At 60.9% G+C, this 24,383-nt stretch carries 22 protein-coding genes and 1 pseudogene; 12 read left to right on the top strand and 11 right to left on the bottom strand.

Annotated features, from left to right (window positions below; translation table 11 throughout):
• Nucleotides 1-26: 26 nt before the first annotated feature.
• Nucleotides 27-692, top strand: a complete 666-nt coding sequence (locus HU806_RS14215) for a response regulator transcription factor (RefSeq protein ID WP_186611984.1) — start codon at nt 27-29, stop codon at nt 690-692.
• 71 nt (nt 693-763) lie between these two features.
• Here the strand turns inward: HU806_RS14215 and nahK are convergent, their stop codons facing one another.
• From nahK to HU806_RS14240, 5 genes and pseudogenes are all read right to left on the bottom strand, one after another.
• Nucleotides 764-3,406, bottom strand: a complete 2,643-nt coding sequence (nahK, locus tag HU806_RS14220) for a hybrid sensor histidine kinase/response regulator NahK/ErcS' (RefSeq protein WP_186611985.1) — start codon at nt 3,404-3,406, stop codon at nt 764-766.
• Nucleotides 3,336-4,499, bottom strand: a complete 1,164-nt coding sequence (gene nosP, locus HU806_RS14225) for a nitric oxide-sensing protein NosP (RefSeq protein ID WP_186611986.1) — start codon at nt 4,497-4,499, stop codon at nt 3,336-3,338. The genes nahK and nosP overlap by 71 nt, the downstream gene beginning before the upstream one ends.
• Nucleotides 4,500-4,661: 162 nt before the next feature.
• Nucleotides 4,662-5,845: pseudogene (locus tag HU806_RS14230) on the bottom strand (porin).
• Between the two features lie 371 nt (nt 5,846-6,216).
• Entirely contained in the window at nt 6,217-7,491 is a 1,275-nt protein-coding gene (locus HU806_RS14235) for a glucarate dehydratase family protein (protein WP_186611987.1), read from the bottom strand.
• Nucleotides 7,488-8,795, bottom strand: a complete 1,308-nt coding sequence (locus HU806_RS14240) for an MFS transporter (RefSeq protein ID WP_238350182.1) — start codon at nt 8,793-8,795, stop codon at nt 7,488-7,490. Before HU806_RS14240 ends, HU806_RS14235 begins: the two co-directional genes overlap by 4 nt.
• Before the next feature lie 199 nt (nt 8,796-8,994).
• Here HU806_RS14240 and HU806_RS14245 point away from each other — a divergent pair, with 199 nt between their 5' ends.
• On the top strand, nt 8,995-9,891 hold the full coding sequence (locus HU806_RS14245; RefSeq protein WP_186611989.1) for a LysR family transcriptional regulator: 897 nt from the start codon (nt 8,995-8,997) through the stop codon (nt 9,889-9,891).
• Between the two features lie 147 nt (nt 9,892-10,038).
• Nucleotides 10,039-10,470 carry a nuclear transport factor 2 family protein gene (locus HU806_RS14250; protein ID WP_186611990.1) on the top strand — a complete coding sequence of 144 codons (432 nt, stop codon included), beginning with the start codon at nt 10,039-10,041 and terminating at the stop codon, nt 10,468-10,470.
• Nucleotides 10,471-10,633: 163 nt separating this feature from the next.
• Here HU806_RS14250 and HU806_RS14255 read toward each other — a convergent pair whose 3' ends face one another.
• Complete coding sequence (locus tag HU806_RS14255; protein ID WP_186611991.1) at nt 10,634-11,557, bottom strand: LysR family transcriptional regulator; 924 nt, start codon at nt 11,555-11,557, stop codon at nt 10,634-10,636.
• Between the two features lie 125 nt (nt 11,558-11,682).
• On the opposite strand from HU806_RS14255, the gene HU806_RS14260 reads away from it, so the two are divergent.
• Nucleotides 11,683-11,889 carry a tautomerase family protein gene (locus HU806_RS14260; protein ID WP_186611992.1) on the top strand — a complete coding sequence of 69 codons (207 nt, stop codon included), beginning with the start codon at nt 11,683-11,685 and terminating at the stop codon, nt 11,887-11,889.
• 178 nt (nt 11,890-12,067) lie between these two features.
• On the opposite strand, the gene HU806_RS14265 is transcribed toward HU806_RS14260, so the two are convergent.
• Nucleotides 12,068-12,334 (bottom strand): hypothetical protein, encoded by a 267-nt coding sequence (locus HU806_RS14265; RefSeq protein ID WP_186611993.1) that lies wholly within the window; start codon nt 12,332-12,334, stop codon nt 12,068-12,070.
• 452 nt (nt 12,335-12,786) lie between these two features.
• Here HU806_RS14265 and HU806_RS14270 point away from each other — a divergent pair, with 452 nt between their 5' ends.
• Nucleotides 12,787-12,972 (top strand): tautomerase family protein, encoded by a 186-nt coding sequence (locus HU806_RS14270; RefSeq protein ID WP_527251152.1) that lies wholly within the window; start codon nt 12,787-12,789, stop codon nt 12,970-12,972.
• Between the two features lie 302 nt (nt 12,973-13,274).
• Here HU806_RS14270 and HU806_RS14275 read toward each other — a convergent pair whose 3' ends face one another.
• Complete coding sequence (locus HU806_RS14275) at nt 13,275-13,640, bottom strand: profilin (protein WP_186611994.1); 366 nt, start codon at nt 13,638-13,640, stop codon at nt 13,275-13,277.
• Nucleotides 13,641-14,021: 381 nt separating this feature from the next.
• On the opposite strand from HU806_RS14275, the gene HU806_RS14280 reads away from it, so the two are divergent.
• Nucleotides 14,022-14,756 (top strand): SDR family NAD(P)-dependent oxidoreductase, encoded by a 735-nt coding sequence (locus tag HU806_RS14280; protein ID WP_186611995.1) that lies wholly within the window; start codon nt 14,022-14,024, stop codon nt 14,754-14,756.
• A 55-nt stretch (nt 14,757-14,811) separates the two neighbouring features.
• Here the strand turns inward: HU806_RS14280 and HU806_RS14285 are convergent, their stop codons facing one another.
• Nucleotides 14,812-16,962 carry a TonB-dependent siderophore receptor gene (locus HU806_RS14285; RefSeq protein WP_186611996.1) on the bottom strand — a complete coding sequence of 717 codons (2,151 nt, stop codon included), beginning with the start codon at nt 16,960-16,962 and terminating at the stop codon, nt 14,812-14,814.
• A gap of 81 nt (nt 16,963-17,043) precedes the next feature.
• Nucleotides 17,044-18,456 (bottom strand): aminotransferase-like domain-containing protein, encoded by a 1,413-nt coding sequence (locus HU806_RS14290; RefSeq protein ID WP_186611997.1) that lies wholly within the window; start codon nt 18,454-18,456, stop codon nt 17,044-17,046.
• A gap of 134 nt (nt 18,457-18,590) precedes the next feature.
• Here HU806_RS14290 and HU806_RS14295 point away from each other — a divergent pair, with 134 nt between their 5' ends.
• The 6 genes from HU806_RS14295 (at nt 18,591) to HU806_RS14320 (ending at nt 24,146) form a co-directional block, all read left to right on the top strand.
• Nucleotides 18,591-19,757 (top strand): MFS transporter, encoded by a 1,167-nt coding sequence (locus tag HU806_RS14295; RefSeq protein ID WP_186611998.1) that lies wholly within the window; start codon nt 18,591-18,593, stop codon nt 19,755-19,757.
• A 79-nt stretch (nt 19,758-19,836) separates the two neighbouring features.
• Complete coding sequence (locus tag HU806_RS14300) at nt 19,837-20,508, top strand: FCD domain-containing protein (protein ID WP_186611999.1); 672 nt, start codon at nt 19,837-19,839, stop codon at nt 20,506-20,508.
• A gap of 111 nt (nt 20,509-20,619) precedes the next feature.
• Complete coding sequence (locus HU806_RS14305; RefSeq protein WP_186612000.1) at nt 20,620-21,552, top strand: 4-hydroxyproline epimerase; 933 nt, start codon at nt 20,620-20,622, stop codon at nt 21,550-21,552.
• Entirely contained in the window at nt 21,549-22,664 is a 1,116-nt protein-coding gene (locus tag HU806_RS14310; protein ID WP_186612001.1) for an FAD-dependent oxidoreductase, read from the top strand. The genes HU806_RS14305 and HU806_RS14310 overlap by 4 nt, the downstream gene beginning before the upstream one ends.
• Nucleotides 22,657-22,893 carry a 2Fe-2S iron-sulfur cluster-binding protein gene (locus HU806_RS14315; protein ID WP_186612002.1) on the top strand — a complete coding sequence of 79 codons (237 nt, stop codon included), beginning with the start codon at nt 22,657-22,659 and terminating at the stop codon, nt 22,891-22,893. The genes HU806_RS14310 and HU806_RS14315 overlap by 8 nt, the downstream gene beginning before the upstream one ends.
• Complete coding sequence (locus HU806_RS14320) at nt 22,890-24,146, top strand: NAD(P)/FAD-dependent oxidoreductase (RefSeq protein WP_186612003.1); 1,257 nt, start codon at nt 22,890-22,892, stop codon at nt 24,144-24,146. The genes HU806_RS14315 and HU806_RS14320 overlap by 4 nt, the downstream gene beginning before the upstream one ends.
• A gap of 25 nt (nt 24,147-24,171) precedes the next feature.
• On the opposite strand, the gene HU806_RS26490 is transcribed toward HU806_RS14320, so the two are convergent.
• The coding region (locus tag HU806_RS26490) for a hypothetical protein (RefSeq protein ID WP_238350177.1) at nt 24,172-24,383 on the bottom strand (212 nt) is incomplete at its 5' end.

The following is a 24,383-nucleotide window of genomic DNA, read 5'->3' on the forward strand; positions in this document are numbered from 1 at the left end:
ACACGACAATAACGAGGTGAATGGCCATGTATAAAATCCTGATAGCCGACGATCACCCACTGTTTCGCGAAGCCATCCACAACGTGATCAGCGATGGTTTCGCCGGTAGCGAGGTGATGGAAACCGCCGACCTGGACAGTGCCCTGGCGCTGACCCGCGAACACGACGACCTGGACCTGATCTTGCTGGACCTGAACATGCCCGGCATGCACGGTCTCAACGGCCTGATCAACCTGCGCAACGAGGCGCCGACCATCCCGGTGGTGATCGTTTCCGCCGAGCAGGACAAGCAGATCGTCCTGCAGGCCATTACTTATGGCGCGGTGGGTTTCATCACCAAGTCGTCGCCGCGCTCGCAAATGACCGACGCCATCGAGCAGATCCTCAATGGCAACGTTTACCTGCCGCCCAACATCATCCGTACGCAGAAGAGCCCGACCGGCCGACGCCTGAACGAAACCCCGGCATTCCCGCCCGAACTGCTCCAGGCCCTGACACGCAAGCAATTACTGGTGCTTGAGCGCATGACCAAGGGCGAATCGAACAAGCAGATCGCCTACACGCTGGACATCGCCGAAACCACGGTGAAAGCCCACGTCTCGGCGATCCTGCGCAAGCTCAACGTGCATAACCGGGTGCAGGCGATTCTCAGTGCGGGGGATATCGATTTCGGGGCTTATTTGCGGCGCTGAACACCAATTGATTCAGGGTAGAACCCTCTTGTGGCGAGGGAGCTTGCTCCCTCGCCACAAGAGCGGTTGAGTTAACGGCTGGTTGATCCGCCCAACAAATGACTCATCGCAATCTTGAGTTTCATCGGCCGCACCGGCTTGTGCATCAGCGTGTGGCCGCGTTCGCGGATCTGCTGTTTGAGTTCATTGCTGTAGTTGGCGGTGATCATCATGGCCGGGATCGGTGAGGTGCGGCAGGCGTTGATCCGCGCAACCGCATCCACACCGTTCTGGTCATGGTCCAGATGATAATCGGCGATCAACAGGTCCGCTTCGGCACGGTAGCCATCCACCTGCCGCGCCAGGTCCTGCTCCGACAGCGCCGTGACTACCCGGCAGCCCCAACCCTCCAGCAACGTGCGCATGCCAGCGCAGATCGCCGCGTCGTTATCCAGGACCCATACCCGTGCCCCGCGCAGGCGCTCGAGCATCGGCTCGCTCATGTCCAGGCACGGCAGCGGCTTGGGCGCGGTGGCGCTGGTCGGCACCTCGACGGCGAACACCGAGCCTTTGCCCGGCCATGAGCACACCTGGATCCGGTGGCCGAGGATGCCGGCGATTTTCTCGACGATGGCAAGTCCCAGGCCCAGCCCACGATCCTGGTCCGGCCGCTGGACGTCGCCGCGCTTGAATTCCTGGAAAATCTCCTCCAGCCGATTCTGGGCGATACCGATGCCGGTGTCCCAGACCTCGATCGATACACGATCACCGTGCCGCCGGCATCCCAGCACCACTCGCCCGTGGGGGGTGTAGCGGATGGCGTTGCTCAACAGGTTGCGCAGGATTCGCGCCAGCAACTGGATATCGCTGCGCACCAGCACGGAACACGGTACAAAGCGCAGCGCCAGGCCCTCGCTGCGCGCGACCTGGACGTACTCGGCGGCCAAGTTGTCGAGCAGCTCACTGAGGGCGAACGGTGCGACGTCGGGCATGATCACGCCGGCATCGAGTTTGGAAATGTCCACCAGCGTGCCGAGCAGATTCTCGACGTCCTGCAACGAATTGCTGACGTTGCGCACCAGTTGCGCGTTCGCCACCGGTTCGCGGCGTTCAAGCAAGGCGCTGGTGAACAGCCGTGCCGCGTTGAGCGGTTGCAACAGGTCGTGACTGACCGCCGCAAGAAATTTGGTTTTCGACAGGTTGGCCCGCTCGGCCTCTCGCTTGGCCTCGCGCAGGCGCAGCTCCACCCGGCTGCGCTCCTCGATCTCGCGCAGCAACTGATCGTTGAGAGTGGTCAGTTCGGCCGTGCGCTCTTGCACGCGTTGCTCCAGGTTCTGGTAGGCCTGGTGCAGTGCCTCGGCGGTGCGACGACGTTCGGTGATGTCGCGGATCAACACGAAGATACCGACCACCTCGCCGCTGGCCAGCCGATTGGGTACGTAGGAGCGCAACATGTAGCGTTCCTGGTTGTTGATGTTGGTCTCGGCGAATTCGAACGTCACACTCTCGCCGGCCAAGGCCCGGGCCACATATGCCTCCAGCCGCTGGTAATGCTGTTCACTGTGGGCTTCGCGCAGGTTCTGGCCGAGCATCACGCCACGGGGCCAGCAATACCACTGCTCGTAGACCTTGTTGGTAAATTCGTAGACCAGGTCGGCGTTGAGATAGGCGATCAGCGCCGGTACATGATCGGTGATCAGGCGGATCCAACGCTCGCTTTCGCTCAGCGCCTCGGCATGCTGGTAGCGCTCGGTGATGTCAGTGAATGTGTTGACGTAGCCGCCGGTGGGCAGCGGATGGGTGCGGACCTCCAGGACGCGGCCATCGGACAGGCGCTGCTCGCATTCGTGGATCAGCCGGCCATTGCCGTCGCGACTGGCCGGGGTCAGGAGCCGCAGTTCACTGTCGGCGATCACCTCGTTGAACGGCCGATGAGCCGCCACTGGTGCCAGGCCGCTGAGCTCCAGGAAGCGCCGGTTCCATAGCTCCAGCACGCCATGGGCGTTGACCATTGCCACGCCTTGGGAAAGGTTGTCCACGGCACGCTGCAATAGGTGGGATTTCTGCGCGATGGCCTGCTCGCGGCGCACGGTTTCGCTGAGTTTGACGTCGGTGATGTCGGTGAACAGGATCACCCGCCCGCCTTCCTGGGTCGGTCGTTCGCTGACCTGCAACCAGCGGCCATTTTGCAAACGGTACAGCACCGGTTCATCGGGCTGGCCGCGGGTTTCCTCGCTGAACAAGCCGTTGGCGGTCATCAGGCGCTTGACCTCGCCAAGGCGCATCCCGGCGATGATCCGCACCCGGCTGTGGGCCCAGAACGCCTTGAAGCGGCTGTTGAACAGGACGATGCGTTGCTGTTCGTCAAACAGCACGAACGCATCGGAAATGCTTTCGATTGCATCGATCAGGTGCCGATGCGCCGTTTCCGCCCGCAGCCGTGCTTCGCCCAGTAAATGGTTGCCGGCCTTGAGCTCGGCCATCGCCTGGTTCAAGGCATCGGTGCGCTCGCGGACTTGCTCGGCGAGCACCACTGAGTGATGGAACGCCGCATACGGATCGTTGCCCCGGGTAGCGCCGGATTCCACCCGCTCGATCAGCGCGTCGTTGATGCGCCGCAGCTTGCGGTTTTCATGTTGCAGGGCGGCGACCTGCGCCTGCAGCTCAGCGATGGCCGGGGACGCGATGGCGTGCAATGGCAACTCCGGTAAAGGTCTGGTTGATGTGCATGCCATTAAACTGTTCTCCGTAGGTGTTGAAGCCCATCACCCGATGGTCCCGCAGGAACTGGCCAATCTCTTCCAGCCCCGCGCGACTTTCCAGCTCCAGGCGCCTGAGGAAACAGTCGCAGCCGATGGTCAGCAGCACGTCGCCGAGGCGCGCCTGCAAGCCGTCGAAGAGACTTTGCAAGTTGTGCAGCAACGGCCCGGGAGTCATGGCGGTGAGGACGATGCCGTTCTCCACCGCGCAATAAAAACTCAGGCTCAGGTCCGGGTGCACCTGCTGGATGGCGCGCACATAGTATTGGTCGTTGATGCGCACGGCCAAGGGATGAGCGGCGAAGACCCGGTAGTCGAGCGCGCTCACCGGCACGCCGATATGCCGGGCATATTCCTCGGCGGCGGGTTCGGCATTGAGTTCGTAGACTCGCCGCGACGCGCTGTCGGCACCGGTCACCACCAGTTTCTCTTGCCGGGGCAGGATGTGATGGGTGGTGAACACCTCGAACTCCAGCCAGGTGTTGATCAGCACCACCACGGCCGCGCCGCTGTGGAACTGGCCCTCGAAGTAGACGTGAGTGTGGGTCAGGTAATTATCGTCGCCGGCAGAACCGCCGAAATGCGGGATATCGCCCAAGGCCGCACTCAGTGCGGCCAGCACCATTTCCTCGCGACTGGACAGGCCGTCGAGCAAAGTCAGCGCAAAGCTATGGCCCTTGATCGGCGCCAGGGCATTGCTGCGGCAGCCACCCGCCAAACGCTCGACCATCTGTTGGGCATCGATCAGGCTGAAATGCTCCATCTCGCCGATCAGTTCGGCGGCAATGGAAAAATGCCGATGATCGAAACCCACCGCCGTCACGCAGTTGCGGCCATAACCCTGGGGGGTGATTTCCCCGGCACTGGTGCAGCCCACAAGGCGGATCCCACCAAAGCTCTGGGACAGCGCAGTGCCCAAGGCCGGCAAGTCGTATTCGGCGGAACAGAAAAACAGCACGAAACCCAGGTACGGGTGTAGCAGCTGCCGGGCCAGTTCCTGAGCCACCTGCTCGACGTCCTTCGCCTGGGACATGGCGCTGACCACGCCTTCGCTCTGGACCTGCTGCATCTTCGCCTCCGGCGGCGCGTGATAGAGCCCTGAGTGTACGAACCCGGGCACGGCGCACGAATGCTACTTGGGTAGCGGATAGACGCTTCCATGGAACGAGAACAATGGGGATTGCTTTTGTGGCGAGGAAGCTTGCTTCCTCGCCACGGTTCCGATTCGTCTTTACCAGGTCAACACCGCCCCCACCGCAAACGTATCGGTGTCTTCATTCTGGGCCCTGGTGTCGTGGCCACTGATCTCGAACTGGTTGTATTCGGCCACGAGCTTGAGGTTGTCGTTGATGTCGTGGAACAGCGCGACACCGCGGGTCTCATATCCGCACCGCTGCCGACCACGCCGTTGCCGTCATCCTCGGTCTTGCCGTAGGACAGCGCCAGGCGGTTCTTGCCCAGTTTGTAGGAACCCTGGAGCAGGTAGCCCTTGCTGTCGACGTTGCGCAACGTGGCTTCGCCGGCATTGTTGGTGAAGAACGGGTTGATGCCCTTGGCCTGGAATCCGGAGCCGGTGAGCGACAGCCCGCCCATTTTCGCTTGCACGCCATAGCCCAGGCCCTTGGAAGTCACCGACTCGACACTGGAGTCGGTATTGTCGGAAGTCTGGTAGCTGCCGTTGAGCCAGCTGTAGATCTTCGCCCCGGCCAGGTCGAACTGGTAGGTGACCTCGCTCTCGGTGCGCGGGTTTTCCTGGTAGGCCTTGCCCGTGGTGCTGCTGTCGTTGGTGTCCACTGGGTCCATGATGCCCACAGCCACGCGCAGCCCATCCATGACAGGTGTGCGATAAGTGATCTGCGAGGTCGGGAACGGATACGGATAACCGCTGCCGATATTGCCGAACGACACACCGCCACCGTCCACCAGCCCGAGGGTGTCGCTGACCTGGCCGTAACCGGCCAGCAGTTCATCGAGGAGAATGTTGGAGCGGGCGAACAGGCCGAAGTCCTTGCCGATCAGCACCTCGCCCCACTCTGGGTTGGCGACGGTGCCGTAGAACTGCCGCACGTCGATGGCGGTGTCGGTGCCATTGGTTTCGCTGTCGTTGATGGTCACCCAGAACGAGGCGCGGGCGCCGAGCTTGAGGTCATCGACCTGCTTGCCCATGTTGAAGCCCAGGTAGTTGGGCAGGAAACCCATCTTGACCCGAGATTGGCGACGATCGAATTGCTCCCCGGCGCGGTCCACGTCACTGTTGACGTAGAAGGCGTTGATGTAGCCGTCGGTGGAAAAGGTCGTCTGGTCCTTGTCGTACAGCATGATTTCGGCTTGGGCCCAAGGCGTCAGCCCCAAGGTCGAAAAGCCAGCGATTATCGCAGGCAAAAAACGCAGGCAGGTATTTTTATTGTTGTGCATGGCGCGCTCCGCAACAGGGGACGGGATGTCGGAGGCGATTATCGAAAGGCACCCGGGCGCGTCATACGCTGCCTTGGAGGTGATTGGCGGGTGCTTTGGCAGCGCTGGACTGGCGCGGCAGTTTTGGCGTACGACCCCGATGACGCGGGGCGCGGTACTTTCGGTGTGGGCCGCAGGGTGGGCTGGGAGGACCAACTCAATGAGCAGTGACATCGAGTTGTCTGTTTTCGGGGCTGCTGCGCAACCCAGCGGGAGCAAGCTCTCTCGCCACGGGGGCTGTATCCGTACTTGGGAATGAAGTCGGACCCGCTCTCTTGTGGCGAGGGAGCTTGCTCCCGCTGGCCTGCGCAGCAGGCCCCCTCGCCTTCAGATCAGAACCGCGGCTTGACAGTTTTCCAATCCGGCCGGTAGCGGCGCATCTGCCGGACATCGTCACGCTGGCGGATGCCGCAGCTGAGGAACTGCTCATGCAGCTTGCCCAGTTGATCGCGGTCCAGCTCCAGTCCGAGACCCGGCGCCCGGGTGATTTTCACGCAGCCATCGACAAACGGCAGCTTGCCGCCCTTGATCACCTCTTCATCCGGCTCCTGCCAGGGATAATGCGTGTCACAGGCGTAATCCAGGTTCGGCACCGAAGCCGCCACGTGGGCCATCGCCATCAAGCTGATGCCCAGGTGCGAGTTGGAATGCATCGACACCCCGAGGCCAAAGGTGTCGCACATCTTCGCCAGCACTTGGGTGTCCCGCAGCCCTCCCCAGTAATGGTGGTCGGCGAGGACGATCTGCACGCTGTCCTGGGCCACGCTGCGGCGAAACTCGTTGAAATCGGTCACCACCATATTCGTCGCCAGCGGCAAGCCCGTACGTTTGTGCAGCTCGGCCATGCCCTCCAGCCCAGGCGTCGGGTCCTCGTAATACTGCAAGTCATCCCCGAGCAGCTCGGCCATGCGGATCGAAGTTTCCAACGACCAGTTGCCATTCGGGTCGATGCGCAACGGGTGACCGGGAAACGCCTGCTTCAACGCCTTGATGCAGGCGACTTCATGCTCAGGCTCCAAGGCGCCGGCCTTGAGCTTGATGCTCTTGAAACCGTATTCCTCGATCATGCGCCGGGCCTGGGCGACGATCTGTTGCTCATTCAACGCTTCGCCCCAACTGTCCGCCGGGTACGGTGAATCGACATGCTCGGCGTACTTGAAAAACAGGTAGGCGCTGAACGGTATTTCGTCACGGATCGCGCCGCCCAGCAGATCCACCAGCGGCACATTCAGGTAATGCGCTTGCAGGTCCAGGCAGGCAACCTCGAACGCCGAATAGGCATTGCTGACAGCTTTGCTCGCGTGAGAACCCGGCGCCAGCTCAGCACCGGCGACGCTTGCAGGTTTATGGGCCGCGACTGTTGCCTGGACGATGGTCCGCAGTTGGTTGAGGTTGAACGGATCCAGGCCGATCAGTTGGCTCTGGACCTGTTGCTGAATCGCCAGGGCCGGCGCATCGCCGTAGCTCTCGCCGAGGCCGATGTAGCCGTTGTCGCTTTCGATCTCGATGATCGAACGCAGCGCGAACGGCTCGTGGATGCCGCTGGCGTTCAGCAGCGGTGGATCGCGAAAGGCAATGGGTGTCACGGTGACGCGTTTGATCTTCATACAGCGGCTCCCGATGGGCCAGGGTTCAGGGCTTGGGGTTTTTCCGGTGATTGGGCGTCGGCAACGCTTTCACGCCGGCCGGACAATGAATTGGGGGTGTCGCGCTTGGGTGTGGTGCGGGCGAAAAAGATCACCACCGCGGCGACCAACGAAGTGATGGCCAATCCGTACAAGCCGCCTTCGATAGACCCGGTGGTCTGCTCCAGGAACCCAAAGGCCGTCGGTGCGACGAAGCCACCGAGGTTGCCGATGGAGTTGATCAAGGCGATCACCGCCGCCGCGATGCGCGCATCCAGATAACCTTGGGGAATGGGCCAGAACAACGCAGACGCAGCCTTGAAGCCGATCGCCGCGAAGCAGATGGCGACGAAGGCGAAGATCGGCCCGCCAGTGGTGGACATGAACATGCCGAACGCGGCAATCACCAGCGTCACCGCGACCCAGGCCTGCTGGAATTTCCATTTACCGGCCAGGGCGGCGAAGCCGTACATCGCGACGATGGAAATGATCCATGGGATGGAATTGAACAAGCCGACCTGGAAATCGCCCAGGTTGCCCATTTTCTTGATCATGCTGGGCAGCCAGAACGTGGCGCCGTAAATCGTCAGGGCAATGGAAAAGTAGATGAAGCAGAACAGCGCAATCTGTCGGTCGGCAAGCAACTTGAACATCGACGGCTTGACCACTTGCGCAGCCTCCCGCGCCCGCTGTTCTTCGGCAATCGCGGCGATCAGGACAGTCTTCTCTTCGGCCGTCAGCCATTTGGCCTGGCTGGGGTGAGATTGCAGCCAGAACCAGACGAACCCGCACAGCACGATGGACGCGCCGCCTTCAATCAGGAACATCCACTGCCAGCCGTGCAGGCCCAGCCCACTGATGTGCAACAAGGCGCCAGACACCGGTCCGGAAATCACCGAAGCGATGGCCGAGCCGCTCAGGAATATCGCCATCGCCTTGCCGCGCTCGTTCGCCGGCAGCCACTGGGTGAAGTAATAGATGATGCCGGGAAAGAACCCCGCCTCCGCCGCGCCGAGGATAAAGCGCAACACATAGAAGCTGGTTTCGCCGCGCACGAAGGCCATTGCCATGGCCGCCGCGCCCCAGGTGAACATGATGCGCGTCAGCCAGGCCCGCGCGCCGTAGCGTTGCAGGAGCATGTTGGACGGCACTTCGAACAGCGCGTAGCCGATGAAAAACAGCCCGGCACCGAGCCCGTAGGCCGCAGCGCCGATGCCTAGGTCGGTTTCCAGGTGGCTGCGTACGAAGCCGATGTTGACGCGGTCTATGTAGTTGACGATGAACATCACCACCACCAACGGCAGGACGTGACGTTTGACCTTGGCCGCCGCGATGGCCAGGGTTGAATCCGATGCGTGATCCACGGGTGCCTCCCAATATTGTTTTTGTGGGGCTTTTCTTTGTGAGGAGCGATGCGATGATGGACGCCGTGGATTGTTCCCGTCTAATCTAACTTGGCACTTGATTGATACCCGGATTGAATCAATGTTTGAACTGGCCCAGCTGCGCTGCTTCACCACCGTGGCGACCGAACTCAACTTTCGCCGTGCCGCCGAACGCCTGAACATGACCCAGCCACCCTTGAGCCGGCAGATCCAATTGCTGGAACATCACCTGGGCGTCGAGCTGCTCACTCGCAGCACCCGCAGCGTCGCCCTCACCGCCGCCGGCCGGGCGTTTTTCATCGAAGCGCAGAACCTGCTGCAACAAGCGCAACAGGCCGCCGTAGCAGCCAAGCGTTTCGCCCAAGGCGACATCGGCTCGGTCAACATCAGCTTCGTCGGCAGCGCGGTGTATGAATTCCTGCCCAAAGTCATCGCCGAGGCGCGGCTGAAACAGCCACAGGTGAAAATCGTCCTGTCGGAGATGAACACCTACCAGCAACACGAAGCCCTGCGTGCCCGACGCACCGACTTGGGAATAGTCCGCTCACCGCTGTTGGAAACCGGCTACGCCACCGAATGCCTGGTGCGCGAGCCGTTCGTTTTGGCGGTGCCCGCCGGACATCCGCTGGCGGGCGCCGAGTCTGTCAGCGTGCAGGATCTGGATGGGCAACCCTTCCTCATGTACTCCCACTCGGCCTACCCGCCCTTCAACGAACTGCTCACCGGCATGCTGCGCTCGGCCAGGGTCGCGCCGCAGTTCGTGCAATGGCTGGGATCGTCGCTGACCATCCTGGCGCTGGTCAACGCCGGCATGGGCCTGGCGCTGGTGCCGCGTTGTGCGACCAGCGTGGTGTTCAAGCACGTGGTGTTTCGCGAGATCGACCTGGGCGAAGGCGTGCAGAGCGAGCTGCACTTGGTGTGGCGCGAGGACAATGACAACCCGGCGTTCACCATGCTGCTGGAAGGGATTCGCGGGGCGGTTCGGGACGGGGTTTGATTACCGGAGTGAAACCCGTGGCGAGACAGCTTGGCTCCCTCGCCACATTAACAGCAGCCTATTCCAGTCTTCTCTGACAAGTTGTACGATGACCGACGAGCACCGAGCGCTCGCATTCCTGATACCTACAACAACAAGGAAAGACCCATGAGAAAAGCAACCCTGCTTGTTGGTTTCGTTTGCCTCTTCAGCGGCTACGTCGCCGCCGCCCCCGCCTCGGCCGAGAAAGAAGTCGCCCAAGCGGTCGATCACCTGACCCAGGCCATGCTGCATAAGGACATCCCTCAGCTTCAGGCCCTGGCCGCCGAAAACCTGACCTACGGCCACTCCAGCGGCAACATCCAGGACAAGAAAGCCTTCATCGCCGACATCGAAACCGGCAAGAGCGCGTTCAAGACCCTGGAAATGAAAAACCAGAAAATCACCCTGTCTGGCGACGTGGCGCTGGTACGCAACCATTTCTCCGCCCAGGCGCTCAAGGGCACCGAAGTGGTCCCGACCGAAATCGAAAACTTCCAGATCTGGCAGAAGCAGAACAGCAAGTGGCTGTTGATTGGGCGTCAGGCGTTCCGGTTCTGATCGCAGGTTAAGCCGGGAAACTTCCGTGGCGAGGGAGCTTGCTCCCGCTCGGTTGCGCAGCGACCGCAACATTTTGGGGCTGCTGCGCCCGAGGCGTCGGACCGGCCCAGCGGGAGCAAGCTCCCTCGCCACAGGAATGCCTTTTCAGCCCTGGCGCCTTGCGTCAGGCTCCGGCCCATTGCTGCCGGTACTCCAGCAGGAAATCCACAAACGCCCGCACCCGCTGCGGCACATACCGGCCATGGGGATACAGCAAGGTGAACGGCCGCGAGCGCCCGGAGAAAGGCGCAAGCACTTCCACCAGTTGCCCGTCCGCCAATTCCCGTTCAACGATGAACCGATAGGTCTGGAACAATCCCGCGCCATGCTTGGCCAGCGTCACCCCACCCAGCACATCGTCGGAGCAGCAATAGCTCCCCTGGGCGACCACTTCCCTTTCCTTGCCCTCGACGTTGAACAGCCAGGAGATACGCCGACCGCTGCTGGGCAATTCAAACTGGATGCAGTCATGTACGTCGAGGTCTTCCAGCGTCAGCGGCGTGCCTGCCTTGCGCAAGTAATCCGGCGCGGCGACCACCACCAGCCTGGCATCCTCCAACAACCGGGCGATCATCGAGGAATCCGGCTGGGCCCGGACCCGTATCGCCAAGTCGTAACCCTCGGCGACGAAGTCGATGTTGCGGTTGCTCAGATGGATGTCCACGCTGACTTGCGGGTACAACGCGCGAAACATCGGCAGCAGCGGCAGGATACGGTGATGACCGTAGGTCGTCGGCACGCTGATGCGCAACTGCCCGGACGGCACCGACTGCGCGCCCATCATTTCCTGTTGCGCCTCGACCAGTTGCGTCAGCGCCTGGCGGCATTGCTCGAAATAAGTCCGGCCGGCGTCGGTCAGCCGGATGCTGCGGGTGGTGCGCACGAACAGCCGCGACCCCAGGCGCTCCTCCAGGCGAAAGATCGAACGGCTCACCGCCGCCGGGGTAACGCCCGCGACTTGGGCCGCCGCGGTAAAACTGCCCGCCTCCGCCGCCAGGCAGAACAATTCGATGCTGCCCAACTGCAAGTCTTCGAAATGACGCTTCATGATTCATTACACCGCGTATCAACTGAATATTCCCAATGCCTGTTTATCAGCCCGTGGCGTATAAATACAGTGGCCTCGATTGCGCGGGGCTCTTCCTGCGTACATTTGTCCAATTGGAGTCCAGCATGCCTTTCGTCAACGTTCGTATCACTCGCGACGGCGTTACCCGCGAGCAGAAAGCCCAGGTGATTTCCGAAATCACCGAAACCTTGCAGCGCGTGCTGGGTAAGGACCCACACCTGACCCACATCGTGATCGAGGAAGTCGACACCGATAACTGGGGCTATGCAGGGATAACGACGACGCAGTATCGAAGTCTTCCTAAGGAGTGACGCTTAAACATCCCGAGCCCGGTCCGAGTGACCGGGCGTCAGCCAGCAGGCCGTGCCCATCTTGAGTCATAGCCTGAGCATGCCATTTATGCGCAGTCCTCTACCATTTGCTTCCCTTTCCGGATAAGAATCGTCCAGAGTAGGTTTATTGAAAATGTATCTGGCATAGGTAGGATGCTCAAGAGGGGCATTGGCCGTAATAAACACTTTCACCAATATGAATCTGACTGGAGCAAGGTTTGGGAGGGGTACCATTTCCAATTTCACAGGAGCGCCCATCATTAGTTACTGTACCTTGGCGGACTATCTGCTCTCCTGTCGTAAGAACCCGCTCTTCAACAGTACATGCCGAACCAGGTGTCGCCGCGAAGGCAAGTTCGAGATGGGTTATTAACGCGATAGAGGTAGCGGTCGCTAGAGCTATCTTACCAAGCACATTGATCATGATTTTCTCCTCAAACTATTTTGCTTATATTGCTAAATCGTATTAATTCATAGCGAATGCTAGAAGCCGATTTAGCTGTTTGCCATTTTCCTCATCAGCGCCACCTAACGGGCTTTACTAAAAACCACATCCGCTGGATTTTTAATTGGGCGCGTAGAAATTTAACCACTGTTACTTACCTGTGAAACCTGTAAGAAATAACAGTTTTTTATATCAATTTCGATGCTACGCTATAAACAACAAGCATAAAGCTACGCTCACCAAACACACGATAACAATCGTTCACACAGTAATAGATTTGAGGTGAGGTGTAACGGAGCAGGTAATTCAGATTCGACTATCCACTGATGATTCCCAAAACCTGTTTGCCAGCACGCGACGTATGAATACAGTGGTCCTCGATCCTGCGCACATTTTCATCAGCTGGAGTGCAAGATGCCTTTCGTCAATGAATCACCCGAGACGGCGTCACCCGTGAACAGAAAGCCCAGGTAATTTGCGAAATCACCGAAACCCTCCAGCGCGTGCTGGGCAAGGACCCGCATTTGACCCATATCGTGATCGAAGAAGTCGACACGGATAATTGGGGATACGCGGGGATGACGACGACGGAGTATGGAGGTCTTCCTAAGGAATAAGGCTTCACCCTTGTGAGCCCGGTCCGATTGACCGGGCTTTTTGCCTGCCAACGTGCTACCTCGTGAGCGAGCTTACTCCCGATCACAGCAGATCAGTCAACTCCGATGCGACTGAAAATCGCTGATGCGAGCGAGCTGAACCGGTACGGTAGGTATGGTTTTTTCTACACGCTAACCTCGCCTTAACGGTCCATGACGCATCGCGACGTATAGCCACTTGTTAGAAAATTTCACTTATAAAACAAGACACTGATTTAGATGCTTGACACTAACACCTCGCACCCAAATTAATAACCGCTCCCTCACAAATATTCAGCAACGCTCTCGACAGTCACGCGGCAGGAACCTGGTGAAATCCCTTCTGCATAAACACCTAAAACAATAGCAGTACCTGACTTGCACGCCACAATTCCATTAGCAGACTCTGCCCCAGTTATAGTAGTGCCGTCGGCCTTAGTCACTGTATATCCCTTCCCTGAAATCAAGAGCTTCTTGCCCACAACACTACTTGGGTTTTCGAATCCTGCAATCAACGCTTGTAGTTCCTCTATGGAGGGGGCAAACCCTGAAGATGTCGCCCAGGATCTTCCGTCAGTACCGGCAATTACTGCTTGTTTCACGTGTCCGGTGCCTACGAGATTTGTATCAATATATTCTTGCCAACTCATAATATGTCTTCCTGGAAATTTATCATCAGAAAATACCCCGTTTCATGCCATCCAAAAGCGCTGAAAACGCATGCCCCGGCGGTGGGTAGCGAATGGACGAGATATATGCCCGAACCATTCTGATCACTTCCATATAAATCTAAGCTACCCCTCTCTTTACGCAACCTGTAAGAAGTGACAGTTTTTTATAACTTAACTTCATTGCACACCCCTCATATAAAGCATATGAACCAACTGAGGAAAGCTCAGCAATTCATTACATCAGGTATCAACTCAAGTACCCGACCTTCTATTTATCAAACCCAAGCGCACCAATAACCTGATATCAACCCCGCCCAACCCGGCGCATCGGTCCAATTCACTACGATCAGGAGTCCAATCATGAGCATCAACAAAACCGTCATCGTCACCGGCGCATCCAGCGGCATTGGCCTTGGCTTGGTCAAGGCGTTCCTGGCACGCGGCTATAACGTAGTGGGCAACGCCCGTTCCCAGGCTGGCCTGGACGACGCGGCGGGGCAACTGGGTCATCCAGCCAGTTTCATCGGCGTGGCGGGCGACATTGCCAACCCTGCGACTTCAACCGCCCTCATCGGCAAAGCCATCGAGGCCTTCGGTGCCGTGGATGGGCTGGTGAACAATGCCGGGTTCTTCCTGCCGAAACCCTTCGTTGAATACAGCCCCCAAGACCTCGAATCGCTGCTGGACACCAACCTCAAAGGGCTCGTTTACGCCAGTCAGGCCGCGGCCGCGCACATGATCAGCCGACAGCAGGGTTTCATCATCAACATCTCCGCCTCGGTAGCGCTGCAACCGAACATCCAGGTGCCAGCCGCGCTGCCGGTGCTGATCAAGGGCGGTGTGAACCAGATGACCCGCGCCCTGGCCCTGGAATTATCGCCCCACAACATCAAGGTCAACGCGGTGGCACCCGGCATCATCGACACGCCCATGCATGACCCGGCGCATCGCGATTTCCTCAATAACCTGGCTCCGGCCGGTCGGGTGGGCACCATTGATGAGATCGCCGAAGCCGTGTTGTACCTAGCCGGCGCGGATTTTACGACCGGCGCGATTCTGCCGGTGGACGGCGGAATGAGCACTGGCAAGTGGTAAAAAAACAAAACCCCGAAGGCAGGACCTTCGGGGTTTTTTTATAAAAACGTGGGATTTACAGCGAGTAGGAGATCCCCGCCTGCACGGTGCGCGGCGCGCCCGGATAGGCGTACACGCCACCAAACGCGCCTTCTTCATAATCCGCGTCGAACAGGTTCTTCAGGTCCAGGTTGAGACGAATGCGCTCGTTGACCTTGTAGTAGCCAAGCAGGTCGACCACGGTGTAATTGTCCATGGTGAAGGTGGTAGCCGCCGTGTTGCCGGCCCGCTCATCGACATACTTGGTGCCCACGCCCAGGCCCAACCCCTTGAGGCCGCCGTCTTGGAACTCGTACATGTTCAACAGGCTGAAGGTGTTCTTGGGCACGTTGAGCAAGCGAGTGCCGGTAGGGATGTTGGTGTCCTTGGTCACTTCGGCATCCACGTAGGCGTAGCCGCCGATGACGCGCCACTCGGGTGTCAGGTTGCCCGCCACGTTCAGGTCGAAGCCACGGCTGCGGACTTCACCGGCGGCCACGTTGAAGGTTGAATCCAGCGGATCCGGGGTCAAGACGTTGCGTTTTTCGATCTGGTACACCGCCGCATCGACGCTCAACTGGCGATCCATGGCTTCCCACTTGACGCCCATTTCATACGACTTGCCCTCTTCCGGCTTGAACCCACCGCCTTCGCGGCTGGCGCCGTTGTTGGGTTTGAACGAACGGGCGGTGTTGGCGTAGACGGCCACCGTGTCGGTCAGGTCGTAGATCACGCCCAGGCGCGGCGTGACCGCGCTTTCGGTGACGTCCCAGTTGCGGCTGCCTGGCCGTTGGTTAGCCGGGACGGGCACAAACGTCTCGTATTGATGCTCGAATCGCTCGAAACGCGCACCAGCCAACACCTTCAAACGCTCGGTCAGGGCCACTTGATCCTGGACGAACACACCAAACGTCTTGAGGTTTTCCTGGTCGTCGGTGGGCGTGCGGGTCAATGCCGGGCGCGGCTGACCGGACACCGGATCGAAGATGTCGATCGGATATGCGCCTGCGCCCGCGGCGGAACGTCGGATGATCGACTGGTAGTCATAATCTTCATATTCCACGCCGGTCAACAGCGTGTGCTCGAACCCGCCGGTAGAGAAATGCCCGGTGAGGTTGAGCTGGGTGTCACGGTCAGTCCATTCCAGCTTGCGGTAGTTGAAATTTCGCCCCAGGGTGCGCCCGTCGGCGGCGATGCCGTTGCCTTCGACCGCGTTGCCTTGAAGCGTCCCGTCAAGCCACTGGGTGCCGCCGGCCAGGGTCCAATCGTCGTTGAGCATGTGCTCGAAACGCACCTGCAGCATGCTGTTGTCGTTGTGCAGTTTGCCGACGTCTTTTTCGCCGAAAAAGGTGTCGCGGGACGCTGTGCCACGCTGCCCGGCATAGTGGGTCAAGCCACGGTCCAGGGGATGATTGTTGCGCATGAAATCGCCTTCGAAGATCAGGCGCGTGGTGTCGTTGACCTGCCAGGAGACCACGGGCGCAACGCCATAGCGCTCGGTCTCGACATCGTCGCGGAACGTGTCGCCGCCCTCGCCGATCACATTCAGGCGATACGCCAACCGCCCTTCTTCGTCCAAGGGGCCGGACGCGTCCAGGGTGCCTCGACGCATCCCTTGGTCGCTGACCTGGCTGCCCAGGGTCACCGCGCGCTCGGCCAGCGGTTGCTTGGAGACCACGTTGAAAGTGCCGCCGGGATCGCCACGGCCATAAAGCATCGTCGCGGGGCCGCGCAAGACTTCCAGTCGCTCGATGGTGTTGGCGTCGGGCATGTTCGGGTAGCCACGATTGATCGGAAAACCGTTGCGGTAGAACTCGCCGGTGGTGAAGCCGCGCACGGTAAACGTGGTCAAGCCCTGGCCGCCGAAGTTGTTGGCCCGGCCTACGCCGCCGGCGTAATCGAGAGCGTCTTGCAGGCGAGTGGCGCTGAGGTCTTCGACGACGTCGCGGGACACGACAGAAATGGACTGCGGGGTTTCATGGATCGCGGTGTCGGTACGTGTAGCACTGGCCGAACGGGTCGCGCGATAACCCTTCACGGGTCCCTGGGCGGTTTCGAAATCCGCGGTGCCTACGATATCGGTGGCTTGCAGCTCCAGAGGTGCCCTGTCTGCAGGACTGGGCTCTTCTGCCCACGTGGGAATGGAATAAGCCTGGAGCACACACAGTGAAACGAGTATCCGACGCATCGACGCACAATCCTAACCAAAGAACGTCGGCCCACTGGTGGACCGACAAGAATGTGTCGCGAAAGATACAGTAACTCATTCCTATTTGATATCAATTCCCATTAGTACTGTTGTGCCAATTGTCGATTCATTCTCGATCTGTCTGAAAAAAGACTGCGCACGGGCATCCTGGGTGTACGCCACGTTCAACCGCAACCAGTCACACGCTTCACCTTGAGGCAAGAACGAAGAACCCCGCGACAGCTGCACCTGCAGTTGCGCGGCGATCTGCTGCACCCGCTCGGCCGGCACATGCCGCGGCCTGGCCCACACGAACAGGCCTCCGCTCGGTTCGGCGAAGACCTGCCAATAAGCCGGATCGAGCTGCCGCAGCGTGCTCGCCATCTGCTTGTTCAAGCGCAGGCGCAAGCGTTGGATCAACTTGCGATACGCGCCGTTGGCCAACAAGGTTGCCACGACGTTTTCCGCCAGCAATGAGCAGCCGATACCGGTGACCATTTTGATTTCGGCCAGGCGGTTGATGATTTCGGGTTGGGCGACCACGTAACCGATGCGCAACGAACTGGACAACGTCTTGGAAAAACTCGCCAGGTATATCACTCGGTCCAAGGCGTCGAGGGAGGCCAGGCGAGACGTCGGGCCGTTCTGGAAGTCGGCATAGATATCGTCCTCGATGAGACGAAAGTCATGCAGTGTCGCCAGTTGCAACAGGCGATACGCCACGCTGGGCGCCAGGCTCGTGCCGGTGGGGTTCTGGTACATGCTATTGATGAAGAAATACGAAGGTCGATGCTCTTCGAGCAGCCGCTCCAGGCTGGCGATGTCCGGCCCTTGAGCGGTTCTAGGGACCGACAGGGTCCTGACCCCGTGCAACTTCAGCAGGTTGAACAGGTTGTAATAACCAGGGCTTTCCACCAGCACCAGGTCACCCGGCTTGAGCAGCGTGCGCACCAACAGGTCGAGACCATGGCTGGCGCCTTGGGTGGTGAGGATCTGACGGGGATCGACATGAATGTCAATCAGGCCCAGGCGTTTCTGGATGTGCAGGCGCAGATGAGCGGAGCCCAACGGCGTGCTGTAGTTGAACAGCGCCTGATTGTCGCTGCGCACCACCTGGCGAATCGCCTGGGCCAGATCGGTGTCGTCGCGCCACGCGTCCGGCAGCCAGCCGCACCCTAGCTTGAGTTGCGTCGATTGCTGATCGAATAACCGCCACGCAAGCGTTTCTTCGGCCTCCGGCGCTAATACCTCCGGCAGCTGTTGCGCGACGAAAAAACCCGAGCCATGCCGTGATTCCAACACCCCGCTCGCCACCAACTGGTCATAGGCCTTGATCACGCTCGACAGACTCAGGTCATTTTCCGTTGCCAGTTGGCGGATCGAAGGCATTCGAGCGCCGGCGCGGACGCCATGGGTGTTGATCCAGCCCGTGATTTGGGCGACGAGGTGCCGCAGCAGCGACCCCCTAGCGTTGCGATCGATCTTCAGGTCCATGGTGCGGGTTCTCGAGCAAGTGTTCGCTCATTTCGGACGAACAGTTAAGCATAAAAGGTGACCGTCTGTTCCTTGTTTGCGCGGTGCCCTGCCGTGATAGTCCAAGGACTCTCTACCGCGGCTAAGGAACACTTTTGAACACACAGCAACGACACTCATGGGGATTGGCTTTCGGTCTTTGCCTGATCACCTTGGCGGTCAATCTGCAGGCGCCGCTGTACACCACTTATGCGCAGTTGTCCGGCTACGGCGCCGCCGCCACGGCGGTGGCGTTTTCCGGTTATGTGCTGGGCGTGTTGCCGGTGCTGCTGGCCTTCGGCGGATTGGCCGACCGGGTGGGCCGCAAGCCGCTGATCCTTGCGGCGCTTGGCCTGTCGATGCTGGCGACGGTGGTCACGATGCTTTGGCCGAACCTGATCGCCCTGGGCGTGGCGCGCCTGATGATGGGTGTCGGGACCGGGCTGGCCTCGGCGACCTCGACTGCGTACATGATGGAACTGATGCCGACGTGCGACGCCCGTTCGCCGGCTAACCGAGTCACGGCCAGTACGTCGCTGGGTTTTGGCCTGGGCGCGGCGTTGACCAGCCTGTTTTTGCTCGCCCTTCCCAGCGTCACGCCTGGCAGCTTCTGGTTGCAATTGATGCTCGCTGCCTTTGCCCTGGTCGTGGTCTGGCGCCTGCCGGACCCCGCCGAGAGAATCAAGCATGCGCCGTTGCTACGCCTGCCTGTGTTTCCCTGTGGCAGCCTGCCCTACAGCTTTTCCATGCTGCTGGCCTGGGCGACGTCGGGCCTGGTGATCGCCATCCTGCCCTCGGTGCTCGCCGCCCATGACTTGCAGCAATGGTCCGGCCTGTCGACATTCACGGTCATCAGCTGTGGGTTGGTCTTTCAACCGTGGGTACGCCGCATGCACCCGGCCAGGGCCACCGGATTGGGGTTATTGGTCTTGCCTCTGAGTTACGCCCTGCTGGCCTGGGGCGCGAGCCAGGGTTCGCTGCCCGCCGTGTTGTTGGGTGCGCTGGGCGCCAGCAGCGCGTGCTACGGTTTTCTGTACTTGGGTGGATTGTCGGCCATCACCGCCATGGCCGGTGCGCAGAAGGCCCGGGTCACGGCCGGATTCTTCCTGTTCGCCTATGTCGGGTTCAGTCTTCCGGTGGTGGTGACGGGGTTGCTGGCCGATCATTTCGGCGCTGATGTCGCGCTGATCGTGTTCGGCCTGGCGCTGCTGGCGGGTGCCTCTATCACCGGGCTGTTAATCGTGCGGACAGCTGCCTTCATCACCCAACAGTCTCCTGGCTGAACGCACGCCCACTGGTGGCAAGGGATTTATCGGCAAATTCGTATACCATATCCCCAAATCAGCCGAACGACCTGCCGCCGTGACTTTATCCAAGTTCAATCTGCCTGATCTGGGCAACACCCCTTCCACCTCGGAAATCATCACCCGGCATCTGCGCGATGCCATCGTGGCCGGACATTTTGCCGAGGACGAGCCGATTCGCCAGGACGACATCGCCCGGCAGTTCAACGTCAGCAAGATCCCCGTGCGCGAAGCCCTCAAGCGGCTGGAGGCCGAAGGGTTGGTGATGTTCCAGCGCAACCGCGGGGCCATGGTTACGCGCATGTCCGAGGCTGAACTGGCGCAGATGTTCGAGGTGCGGATGTTGTTGGAGGACAAAGTCCTGCGCCTGGCGATTCCCAACATGACCGAAGATACCTTTGCCCGGGCTGAAAGCATCTGCCGGGAATTCATCGGCGAAGACGACGTCGGCCGCTGGGCAGAGCTGAACTGGCAGCTGCACGCCTGCCTCTACGAACCGGCGCAACGGCCCTTCATGGTGGGGTTGATCCGCTCGGTCCACGACAAGTTGGAACGTTACCTGCGCATGCAGATGAGCCTGTCCGCCGGCAAGGAGCGCGCCGATCATGAGCATCGGGACATCGTCGATGCCTGCCGCGCCGGTGACGTAGAGCGTGCGGTAAAACTGCTGGACGAGCATATCGCCGGTGTCTGCAAGACGCTGTTCGAGTTTCTGCCTTCGAGTCGGTAATGCATCTTGGTGCTGTGCCGATTTCGTCACGCACGGCAGATAAAACGCTCAAGCCGCCAGCCCTCGACACGGGCCACGCTTGCCGTCACTCACCTGAACGGACGTGGCGCCATGAAACGCATCACCGTGATCGATTCCCACACCGGCGGCGAACCGACCCGATTGGTCACCGACGGTTTCCCCTACTTGGGCCAAGGCAGCATGGCCGAGCGCCGGCAACGGCTGGCCGACCAGCATGACGCCTGGCGCACCGCGTGCGTGCTGGAACCACGCGGCAGCGATGTGCTGGTGGGCGCCTTGCTCTGCGAACCGGTGGACCCGTCGGCCTGTGCCGGGGTGATCTTCTTCAATAACAGCGGTTACCTGGGCATGTGCGGCCACGGCACCATCGGCCTGGTGGCGTCACTCGCGCATCTGGGCAGGATCGACCCCGGCGTGCACAGCATCGAAACGCCGGTGGGCACCGTGCAGGCGACCCTGCATGACGATCACAGCGTCAGCGTGCGCAACGTACCGGCCTACCGTTATCGCCAGGCGCTGCGCCTGGAAGTGCCCGGCATCGGCCCGGTGGTGGGCGATGTGGCATGGGGCGGCAACTGGTTTTTCCTGGTCGCCGACCACGGCCAGCGCGTGGCCGGTGACAACCTCGACGCGCTGACCGCCTACACCTTTGCGGTCCAGCAGGCGTTGGAGCAACAAGGCTTTCGTGGCGAGGACGGCGGGCTGATCGACCACATCGAACTGTTCGCCGAGGATCCCCATGCCGACAGCCGAAACTTCGTGCTCTGCCCGGGCAAGGCCTATGACCGGTCTCCGTGCGGCACCGGTACCAGCGCCAAACTGGCGTGCCTGGCGGCCGACGGCAAACTACAACCCGGGCAGATCTGGCGCCAGGCCAGTGTCATCGGCAGCCAATTCGAAGGTTCTTATGAGCGCTCGGGCGAGCGCATCGTGCCGACCATTCGCGGCCGAGCCTACATCAGCGCGCAATCCACGCTGATCATCGACCCGGACGACCCGTTCGCCTGGGGCATTCGTTCGTGAATGAAGGCCACGCCGCCGATGTGATCATCATCGGCGCCGGGATCATCGGCGCCGCCTGCGCCCGGACCTTGGCCCGGCGTGGCTTGCGGGTCCTGGTGCTGGACGCCGGTTGGCACGGCGCCACGGCCGCCGGCATGGGCCATCTGCTGGTGCTCGATGACAACCCGGCGGAACTGGCCCTGAGCCAATATTCCCTGCGACGATGGCGCGAACTGGCGCCTGCCCTGCCCCAAAGCTGCGCCTGGCGCAATAACGGTACGCTGTGGCTGGCGGCCAACGCCGAAGAAATGGCCGTGGCCCACAGCAAATACCTGAACCTGATGGCCCACGGCGAGGCCTGCGAACTGATCGGTTGCGCCGCGCTGCCCCAGCGCGAACCGGAACTGCGGGCGGGCCTGGAAGGTGGATTGCTGATCAAGGGCGACGGCATTCTCTATGCGCCCGCCGCTGCCCGGTGGATGCTCGATCACGACAACATCTGCCAACAGCGTGCCGAAGTCAGCGAAGTCGACGGCCACCGCGTCCGCCTCGCCGATGGTCGCTGGCTGAGCGCCGAAGCCGTGGTGTTGGCCAACGGCATCCAGGCCACCGAGCTGTGCCCGGAGCTGCCGATCGAACCCAAGAAAGGGCATCTGTTAATCACCGATCGCTACCCCGCCAGCGTCACCCACACACTGGTCGAGCTGGGCTATGTCACCAGCGCCCACAACGCCAGTGGGCCATCGGTTGCGTGCAATATCCAACCGCGACCCACTGGGCAATTGTTCATCGGCGCCTCGCGGCAATTTGGCAACGTCGATCCGCAAGTTGAAGGCTGGATGTTGGCAAAGATGCTCAAGCGCGCCGTGGACTACATGCCAGGGCTGGCACAGCTCAACGGCATTCGGGCCTGGACCGGTTTTCGCGCGGCGAGCCCCGACGGCCTACCACTGGTGGGTCGACATCCACAGCGCAAGGGCCTGTGGCTGGCGGTTGGCCATGAAGGATTGGGCGTTACCACCGCCCCCGCGACCGCCGATCTGCTGGCCGCGCAGCTGTTCAACGAAGCTTCGCCGCTTGCGCCGCAGCCTTACCTGCCGCAGCGCTTCCTGGGAGAACCTGCCCATGCCTGAATTATTCCTTGATGGCCATCCATTGTCGGTTGCCGACGGCACCAGCGTCGCGGCGGCGTTGGCCCTGGGCGCGGACGGCTGCAGCCGCACCTCGGTGACCGGCCAGCGTCGCGCGCCTTTATGCGGCATGGGCGTCTGCCAGGAATGCCGGGTCATGATCGACGGCCGTCGGCGGCTGGCCTGCCAGACGCCGTGCCGCGAAGGCATGCAGGTGCACACACGACCATGAACGAATCCACAGACATCCTGATCATCGGTGCCGGCCCGGCCGGCATGGCGGCAGCCCTCGCGGCGGCAAGCAGCGGTGCACGCATCGTCCTGCTGGACGATAACCCGATCCCGGGCGGACAGATCTGGCGCGACGGTCCCCAGGCCCAGCTCCCCACCGAAGCACGTCGGCTACGCAACCGCTTGCACGGTTGCAGCAACATACAGTGCCGAACCGGCACCCGGGTGATCGCCAGTGCCGCTGAGAAAACCCTGCTGGTGGAAGATGCCGAACGGGGTTGGCTGATCAGCTACGACCGCTTGATCCTCTGCACCGGTGCCCGCGAGCTGCTGCTGCCCTTCCCCGGCTGGACGCTGCCCGGCGTCACCGGCGCCGGCGGTCTGCAAGCGCTGATCAAGGGCGGCTTGCCGGTGCGTGGCGAACGCCTGGTGGTGGCCGGCAGCGGCCCACTGTTGCTTGCCAGCGCGGCCACGGCGAGACATCACGGGGCGCAGGTGCTACGAATCGCCGAACAGGCCAGCCGCTCCTCCGTGGCCGGTTTCGCCATGCAGCTGCCGCGCTGGCCGGGTAAATTCCTGCAATCGTTCAGCCTGTTCGACGGGCACTACCGCACCGCCACCCACGTGCTGGAAGCCTTCGGAACAGACAAGCTCGAAGGCGTGCGCCTGCTGCAACACGGCAAAACCGTGGAACTGGCCGTCGACCGGTTGGCCTGTGGCTTCGGCCTTGTTCCCAATACCCAGCTGGGCCAGGCATTGGGCTGCGGCCTTGACGCACAGGCCCTGGCGGTCGATGCCTGGCAAGCCACCACTCGCCCTCAACACTATGCCGCAGGTGAATGCACCGGTTTTGGCGGCAGCGAACTGGCCTTGGTCGAAGGCGCCATTGCTGGCCACGCCGCCGTCGGCGATACCTTGGCTGCCCAGCGCTTGTGGCCCCCTCGGGCGCGATGGCAGGGTTTTGCTAGGTCGCTGAACACTGCCTTTGCGCTGGATTTGCGCTTGAAGCAGCTGGTTCGGGATGACACGTTGGTTTGTCGCTGTGAGGACGTGTCTTTTGGCGAGCTGAGCAGTCATGGGAACTGGCGTGAGGCCAAACTGGCGAGTCGTTGTGGCATGGGGGCTTGTCAGGGGCGGGTCTGTGGCGCGGCGCTGGAGCATTTGCTGGGCTGGACGCCGCCCCTTCCGCGTCCGCCGTTTAGCCCGGCGCGGATTGAGACGTTGCTATGCCTGGAAGATTCACCGCCGCTGTAGGGTGTGCTTCTGGGTTCTTGCGGGTTTATCCGTTTTTTTGGTAATGGCTGCTAATGGTTTCGCTTTTACAGCGACTCACTTTTAGGAAGCGTAAAAGTAAGCAAATTCCCTCGTCTTCATTGGCACAAGCAAACGCCGCTTTCGAGAGCAAACGATAAACCTGTGGCGAGGGAGCTTGCTCCCGCTGGGCTGCGCAGCAGACCCAAAACCATTCAGCAAGGTGTATCTGGATAATCG

The organism is Pseudomonas sp. SWRI154 (assembly GCF_014268645.1).
GTDB classification, from domain to species: Bacteria; Pseudomonadota; Gammaproteobacteria; order Pseudomonadales; family Pseudomonadaceae; genus Aquipseudomonas; species Aquipseudomonas marvdashtae.